Raw genomic sequence first — 7342 nt, 5'->3', positions numbered from 1 at the left:
GCGGCGGGGTTGGCGCGGTGGCCGTCTCTGGCTCGGGCACCGGGGGCGGCGCCTCTCCGCTCAGGGCGAACACGAGCGCGGCCACCAGCGCCACACCCCCGAGCCCCGCCAGCCAGCCCAGACGCTTCGACCCAGCATTATCGGACATGACGTCCGAATACCGCGTGCCTCGCGCACATGGCAACCAACCCTTGTCATGCCGCAATGCATCACAAACGACCGTGATGCTCGAAACATGAAACAACACATTCAGGACTGACTCTCGGGTCAACGTGGGCTATAGAACCGGTTTCCCCCCAAACCCGGAGGAGCCTGCATGAAGCGCGTACTCGTGGCGTGCCTCGCTGTCGCTGCGCTGATGGTCCCCAGCGCCGCCCGCTCGGAAGTCATCGTCTCATCCATCGTCAGCGTGCTGGTGGATGGCGGCAACAACTACAACTGGCAGAAGGTGGAGCTGCCTGGGACGAAGTGTGGCAATGGCTCCCAGTTCAAGTTCTTCATCCACAAGACGAACTCGCCCAACCTGCTGATGCTGCTCGAAGGTGGCGGCGCGTGCTGGGACTACGACACCTGTAGCGGCCGTGCGGGCCTCCTGGGCGCGGCGAACCCCAACGGCATCGCCGACGACTACATCACGCAGTTCACCGCGAAGTACGTCTCGCCGCTCGTCAACGGCGCCGACCCGGGTCTGCCGCTGCGCAGCAAGACGAACCTGGTGACGAACGGCTGGAACATCGTCTACGTGCCGTACTGCACGGGCGACGTGCACATCGGCAACAACGTGAAGACGTACGTGGACCAGACGGGCGCCAACCCGCCGCTCACCTGGCACCACAGCGGCTACACCAACACGCTGGCGGTGGCGAACTACGCGAAGACGCAGTTCCCCAACGTGCAGAAGTTCCTGATGACGGGCTACAGCGCGGGCGGCACGGCGACGTCGGCGGGCTACTACTTCGCGCGTCGCATCATCAACCCGGCGCAGGGCTACCTGCTCAACGACTCCGGCCCCATCTTCCTGGCGCCAAACGCCAACTTCAAGTCGCGCGCCCTGCACGACAAGATTCGTGAGTCGTGGAACCTGAACTCCGTGTTCGGCCTGCTGCCCGCGTCGTTCAGCCAGAGCGACTTCGGCACCATCAACCGCATGGTGGCCACGGAGTTCCCGAACGACCAGCTCGCGTACACGGGCTACACGCGTGACTACAACTACTCGCGCTTCTCCTATGAGCGCTTCCACACGCCGAACGACAAGGAGTCCGTGCACGCCTACTGGAAGACGGACGAGGCCGCGCTGGTGACGGAGCTGAACAAGTACAACAACTTCAGCTACTTCATCCCGCACGAGCGCGCCATCAACTCCAGCCACTGCAGCACCATCATCACCTTCATCGGCGCGCACGCCTGCCAGCGGATGGAGAAGAAGAAGTGGTACGAGTACATCGAAGCGCCGTGGCAGTCGTGGACGTGCCGCAGCGAGTTCGTGGGCATGGACACGTTCCTCACGCGCTTCGTGAACAACAACCAGCGCGTGCGCATCTACGAGCCCGCCAACGGCTACAACGCCGAAGACCCGGGCATGGGCATTGTCGCGCCGCTCATCAACGGCGCGCTGGGCGGGTAGTCGTAGGCCCACTGGCTGAAGCAGTCGTCTGACTGGCGACGGGGCGCAAGGCGTTGTCTTGCGTCCCGCCGCTGGCCCCCGTGGGAGGAAGGCGCTAGAGCCACGGGCGCCATGGACAACCTCACGCACGGACTCCTGGGACTGGCTGTCGGCGCGCTGCGCCGGCCCGACGTACGCCCCGACTCTCCGGAGCGCTCTTCATCCACGGACCGCGCGGTGTTGCTGGCGAGCGTGCTGGCCGCCGAGCTGCCGGACCTGGACACCCTGCTGGCGAGGGGCGACGCGGTGACGGTGGCGCTGCATGCGCACCGGGGACTTTCCCACTCGCTCTTCTTCGCGCCCGTCGTCGCCCTGGCCGCCACGCTCGTCGCCTGGGCGGTGTTCCGCCGCGACACCCGGCTGCTCCCGGTGTTCCTCACCAGCCTCGCCTCCGTGCTCTTCGCGCACCTGCTGCCGGACCTGTGGACGGGCTGGGGCACGCGGGTGCTGCTGCCCTTCTCGGATGCGCGGCTGAGCCTGGACTGGACGGTGGTGGTGGACCCGTGGGTGACGCTGCCGTTGGTGGCGGGGGCGGTGGTGGCGTGGCGACGGCGCGCGGTGTGGCGGCGCGCGCTGCTCCTGGGGCTCGCCTGCTCCATGGCCTACGTGGGAGCACGCGTCGTGTCCTGGAGCGTGCTGACGCGGCGGGTGGACGGCGCCCATCCCGGGGCCGAGTCCGTGCGCGTCTTCCCCGCGCCCTTCTCCTTCAGCACGTGGCGGTACGCGGCCCGCCTTCCTGGCGACGTCCTGGCCGCCGGAGACGTGACGCTCCTGGGAGAGCCCAGAGAGGCCCGCAGGGTGACGGCGCCCGTGGACGTGCTGCCCGGAGATTTGCGCGAGGTGCCCACCGTGCGCGAGGCCCTGGCGTGGGCTCGCTTCCCCGTGGTGACGGTGACGCAGGTGGAGACGGGGCGAGAGGTGCGCGTCGCCGACCTGCGCTACCACCTGCACGGCGAGCCCACGCTCACCTTCGTGGTGCGGGTGGATGCGGCGGGGACGGTGACGGAGGCCCGGCTGGAGCGAGGCGGCAGCGCCTCCGAGCTGCTGCGCCGGTGGCGCGGCGGGGACACGGCACCGAAGTCCCGGTCCCCCTGACGCGACGGCGGGGATACGCCTGCCCTTCGAGCCCGTCTTCCAGGCCCGAAGGGAGGCTCGCGGCGGGACGTCCGGCCCCGCCGCGAGACACCGGACTCAGGTGAGGCCCGACAGGGGGCCCTTGAAGTCCGGATGGCCGAAGGTGTTCACGTTCACCCCGAAGGCCTGGGCGATGGACACCAGCAGCTTGTTGTGGGCCACCGCATCCGGCATCGGCGTGCCTGGGCCACTCCAGCCGCTCAGCGGGTCGGAGCCCTCCGGACGCAGCCGCAGGAAGCGGCCCATGCGGAACTTCCCGGCCGCGCCGCCCGCGAGCACCGTGGGCACGCGCACGTTCATGTGGCCGGACGCATCCCCCAGCTCGTTGCCCCAGAGGATGAGGGTGTTGTCCAGCGCGGTGCCGCTGCCCTCCTGCACGGAGGCCAGGCCGTCCATGAGGTACGCCACCTGCTCGGCGTACCAGCGCTGCACCTGCACCATCTTCCCGCGAATCTGCGAGCGCAAGGGCTCGTCCGTCACGTCCAGGCGGTGCGCCAGGTCGTTGTGCGTGTCCTCGTGGATGCCGAGCCACGGCATCGACGGGCCCGGAATCGTCATCGTCACCACGCGAGTCAAGTCACACGCGAAGGCCCGGACGATGAGGTCCATGTGGAGCTTGGTCAGCGTCGGCATGTTCTCCAGGTTGCCGAGCTGCCCCAGGTCGAACGCCGGAGGCGCCGCACCACCACTGCACGCGGCCTCCGCCGGCACGGGCTCCTGCGAGGGCGTGGGCGCCGTGCTCAGCGAGCCCAGCCGGCGCTCGATGTCCCGCAGCGACTCCAGATGCGTCTCCAGCTTCTGCCGCTCCGCGCCCGCCAGCCGGTTGCGCAGCCGGGTGGCGTCCTTGACCAGATAGTCCAGCAGGCTCTTGCGACGCGCGAGCGTGCGCGCGTTCTCCCCCGGGTCCGAGGTCGGCGACGGCGCGGCGCCGAACAGGCGCTGGTAGACGCCCGCGGGGTCTCTCTCGAAAGGCACGCGGCCGCCGTTCGGCGTGAAGCTGATGCTGTTGTAGACGTGCTGGCCGCCGAACTGCTCCCACGCGTTGAGCTGGAGGGAGCGGAACCGCGTGGCGCCGCCAATCTGCGCCGCGAGGACCTGGTCCAACGAGGCGTTCTCCGGAAGGTCGTCACCGCTGGCGGTGTTGACCTTGCTGCCGGTGAGGAACGTGACGGGACCGCCCTCGTGGCCCGTCAGGCCGTGCTCGTAGAGCACCTGGTAGTCCAGGCCATCCAGCACCAGCAGCTTGGAGCGGTGGCGCTGGAGTGGAGCCAGCATGGAGTTGGGGAAGTCGAGGTTGAAGTCCAGCTCGCCGCCCTTCGGACTCCAGTACTCCGGCAGGCACCCATGGGAGGTGAAGATGGCGATGAAGCGCATGGGGGGCGTGGTGCCCTGGGCATACGCGTCCGTGGTGCCGAGCAGGTTGGCCAGGGGCAGCGCCGCCGCCGAGCCCGCCAGGGTCTTGATCAGGGAGCGTCGTGAGAGTTCGCGGAGCATGGTGGCTACTCGGGGGAAGTGGTGCGCCGGTGGACGAAATACGGTGAGCGGACGAGGCCGACGAGGGCATCGCCCAGCTTCAGCTTCGGGTCCGCGCGGAAGCGCGAGCGCATGTCGGTGAGCATCGGCCCATCGACGGTGTCCTCATCCCGCCCCATGACGTAGCGGAAGAGCTGCAGCGGCACGCAGTCGGCCACGTCCTCGCTGCTGGCGAGCCAGCGCGCGAGTTCGGCGCCGCCCGTGAAGGTGAACTTGCCGTTGGCGTGCTCGACGGAGCCGCTGGCATCCACGTCCAGGCCGTTCTCTGTCGTGCGGTACTTGCCCAGGCCGTCATAGTCCTCCATGCCGAAGCCGATGGGGTCCAGCTGACGGTGGCAGCCCGCGCACGTGGGGTTGTCGGTGTGGGCGGCGAAGCGGGCGCGGGTGGTGCTGTCCGGATTGACGGCGGGCGGGATGATGATGACGGACGGCGGGGGCGGCGGAATTTCACGGCACAGAAGGCGCGTGAGGACGAACTTGCCGCGACGGATGGGCGAGCTGGAGTCGAACAGCGCGTACGTCGTCAGCACGCTCGCATGCGTGAGGATGCCCACCCGGTTTTCCGGCAGAGGAACCCTGCCGATGCGTCCATCTGACGTCTGCGACGTGCCGTAGAACAGCGACATCAGGCCGTTCGCGAAGGTGTAGTTCGCGCCCAGCAGCTCCTTCACGGAGCCACCCTCGTTGGTGAGGACGTGGTCGATGAAGGTCGTCGTCTCCGCGCTCGCGGAGAGCTTGAAGATCTGGCTGAAGTCCGGGAACACCTGGTTGTTCTTGTTGACGCTCTCCAGGCCGGTCAGCCCGAGCCACTCCATGACGAAGCGCTGGAGGTACCTCTTGGACGCCTCCGTCTGCAGCAGGCGACGTGCCTGGGCCTCGCGCGCATCGGCCGTCTTGAGCTGCCCCGAGCTGGCGGCGGTGGTCAGCTCCGCGTCAGGAGGCGCACCCGTCACGGCGAACGCCAGCGCCGTGGCGATCTCCTGCTGCGTCAGCCACACCACCCTGTTCGCCGGTCCACCGGGCTCTCCCAGCTCCGTGCGGTAGAGGAACGACGCCGACGTGAGCACCGCCTGGATGACGTACTCGGCCGCCTTCTTCGGGTCCGTGTCCTTGCGCACCGCCTTCCACAGCTCGAGCAGGTCCTTCTCGTCCTCGGCCGTCACCGGCCGACGGAAGGCGCGAGCGCCCAGCGCGCGGATGAAGGAGCGTGCGCAGTCCTCTTCGTTCTGTCCCTCGGCGCAGGCGTACTCGCTCGCCAGGTTGTTGGCCGCGACAGGACCCCAGTTCCGCTCCGCCGCGAAGTCCAGCTGGTCCGCGAGCAGCGGCGTCACCTGGAGGCGATCATGCGTGGTGTAGCCGAGGATGGCGTCCTCGGGCGCGAAGAGCTGCGCCATGGGCACCAGCGTGGGGTTCTTCACGATGCCGTAGACGCTGTTGTCGTATTCGGCGCGGGTGATGCGACGCACTCGCGCGGGGGACGCCTCCGACACCTCGGGAGGGTCTCCGCCAGATGTGTCGCCTGAGCAGGAGGCGGTCACCAACAGCAGTGCCGCGGGGAGGCAGTAACGGATGATTCGCATACGAAAGGCACCCTCTGAGCCAGCAGCCCCCAGAAACCCCCTCTGAAGCGCTGGAACGCAGCCGAGTGTAACCGCGCGCGCTGTCGTGGCCTTCGCACTTTTTGACGCACCATGTGAGGGCCGCGCTCCACGCTCTTCCAAGCCCGCGAGAATCACCGCCGAGCGCGCCCGACAGTCGCCTACGTCCACGTCGCGCGACCCACGTGCGAGAGCCCCCAATGGTGGAGCGCTCGTGACCCACGCGACACTCGCCCACCCACGCGACACACGACCGCCAGCACGTCATGCGGGCGGACGGGCACCCTCGCACGGGCCCCGCATGTCAGGGGTCGACTCAGGTGGGGCGCACCCGGTGTTCGACGCCCCCGGGGCCCGCCACCATCAGGTCCGTGGCGATGCCGAGGAACAGGCCATGGCCGACGATTCCCGCACGCGCGCCCAGACGTTCGGCCAGTGTCGACGGTGCATCGAGGGGACCGAAGGCGCAGTCGAGGACGAGGTTGCCCTGGTCCGTGAGGAAGGGCGCATCGTTGGCGCCCTTGCGCGGTGTCACGCGAGCGCCAAGGGACTCGAGGAAGCGTAGCTGCGAGCGCCAACCGAACGACAGCACTTCCACCGGCACGGGCCAGTGGGTGCCGAGCTTCGGTGACAGCTTCGCCACGTCCGCGACGATGACGACGCGGCGACTGGCCTGGGCGACGATCTTCTCGCGCAGCAGCGCGCCGCCTCCCCCCTTGATGACGGACAGGTCTGGCGCCACCTCGTCGGCGCCGTCGATGGTGACGTCCAGCTCGGGGTGTTCCTCCAGCGTGGTGAGGGGGATTCCCAGCTCCAACGCCAGAGCCTGCGTGGCGCGTGACGTGGGGACGCCGAGAACATCGAGCAGGTGTCCCTGTCCGCGCAGCGTCGCCAGCCGTCGCACCGCGAAGGCCGCGGTGCTCCCGGTGCCCAGGCCCACGCGCATCCCTGGCAGGAGGAACCGGTCCACCGCCGCCTCGGCGGCAGCCCGTTTGTAGCGTCCCGTCCGCGCGCTTGAATCGAACTCCATCACCCCGCTCCTTCGTCCGCCCTTCCGCGTGATTGAAAGGTACATCGCCTCGGCGTGAGCGGGTGTCGACGCCTGCCGCCCGACATCCGTCCCCAGCGAGCGCTCGAAAGGCCACCGCCTCGAAACCCGCAGGCACCGACACCCGCAGGTGCCGACACCCGCGCCTCGCCCCGAGTGACTGTGTGAAAGCACATTCCCGCGAAGCGAACGGGCGCCGCGAACATGCATCAAGGCCCCGTCCTCGACGGGGGCGCTAATACTACCCGGTCACTTGAATCGAGGTGGCGGTCATGATCTACGGTCGGGATGACACCGGCACAGCTGCGCAAGCTGGATGAGGCGCTGAGCGCCTACCTCGATGAGATGGTGGTCGGCATGGGACGG

General features: G+C 68.6%; 5 protein-coding genes. 2 read left to right on the top strand and 3 right to left on the bottom strand.

Going from position 1 to position 7342, the window contains the following annotated elements; all coding sequences use genetic code 11:
* Positions 1-316: 316 nt before the first annotated feature.
* Positions 317-1624: a pectin acetylesterase-family hydrolase gene (locus tag FJV41_RS46980; RefSeq protein WP_141649147.1), complete on the top strand. Its 1308-nt coding sequence runs from the start codon at positions 317-319 to the stop codon at positions 1622-1624.
* A gap of 111 nt (positions 1625-1735) precedes the next feature.
* Entirely contained in the window at positions 1736-2758 is a 1023-nt protein-coding gene (locus tag FJV41_RS46975) for a metal-dependent hydrolase (RefSeq protein ID WP_141649146.1), read from the top strand.
* Positions 2759-2854: 96 nt separating this feature from the next.
* Here the strand turns inward: FJV41_RS46975 and FJV41_RS46970 are convergent, their stop codons facing one another.
* The 3 genes from FJV41_RS46970 to rpiA form a co-directional block, all read right to left on the bottom strand.
* On the bottom strand, positions 2855-4291 hold the full coding sequence (locus tag FJV41_RS46970) for a DUF1552 domain-containing protein (RefSeq protein ID WP_141649145.1): 1437 nt from the start codon (positions 4289-4291) through the stop codon (positions 2855-2857).
* Positions 4292-4296: 5 nt separating this feature from the next.
* Complete coding sequence (locus FJV41_RS46965; protein WP_174453224.1) at positions 4297-5910, bottom strand: DUF1592 domain-containing protein; 1614 nt, start codon at positions 5908-5910, stop codon at positions 4297-4299.
* Between the two features lie 334 nt (positions 5911-6244).
* Positions 6245-6958, bottom strand: a complete 714-nt coding sequence (gene rpiA, locus FJV41_RS46960; RefSeq protein ID WP_141649144.1) for a ribose-5-phosphate isomerase RpiA — start codon at positions 6956-6958, stop codon at positions 6245-6247.
* Positions 6959-7342 lie beyond the last annotated feature (384 nt).

Origin of the sequence: Myxococcus llanfairpwllgwyngyllgogerychwyrndrobwllllantysiliogogogochensis, from assembly GCF_006636215.1 — a bacterium.
Lineage (GTDB): Bacteria > Myxococcota > Myxococcia > Myxococcales > Myxococcaceae > Myxococcus > Myxococcus llanfairpwllgwyngyllgogerychwyrndrobwllllantysiliogogogochensis.
The sequence above is the reverse complement of the archived record's forward strand: the minus strand, read 5'-3'. Positions and strand labels throughout refer to the sequence as shown.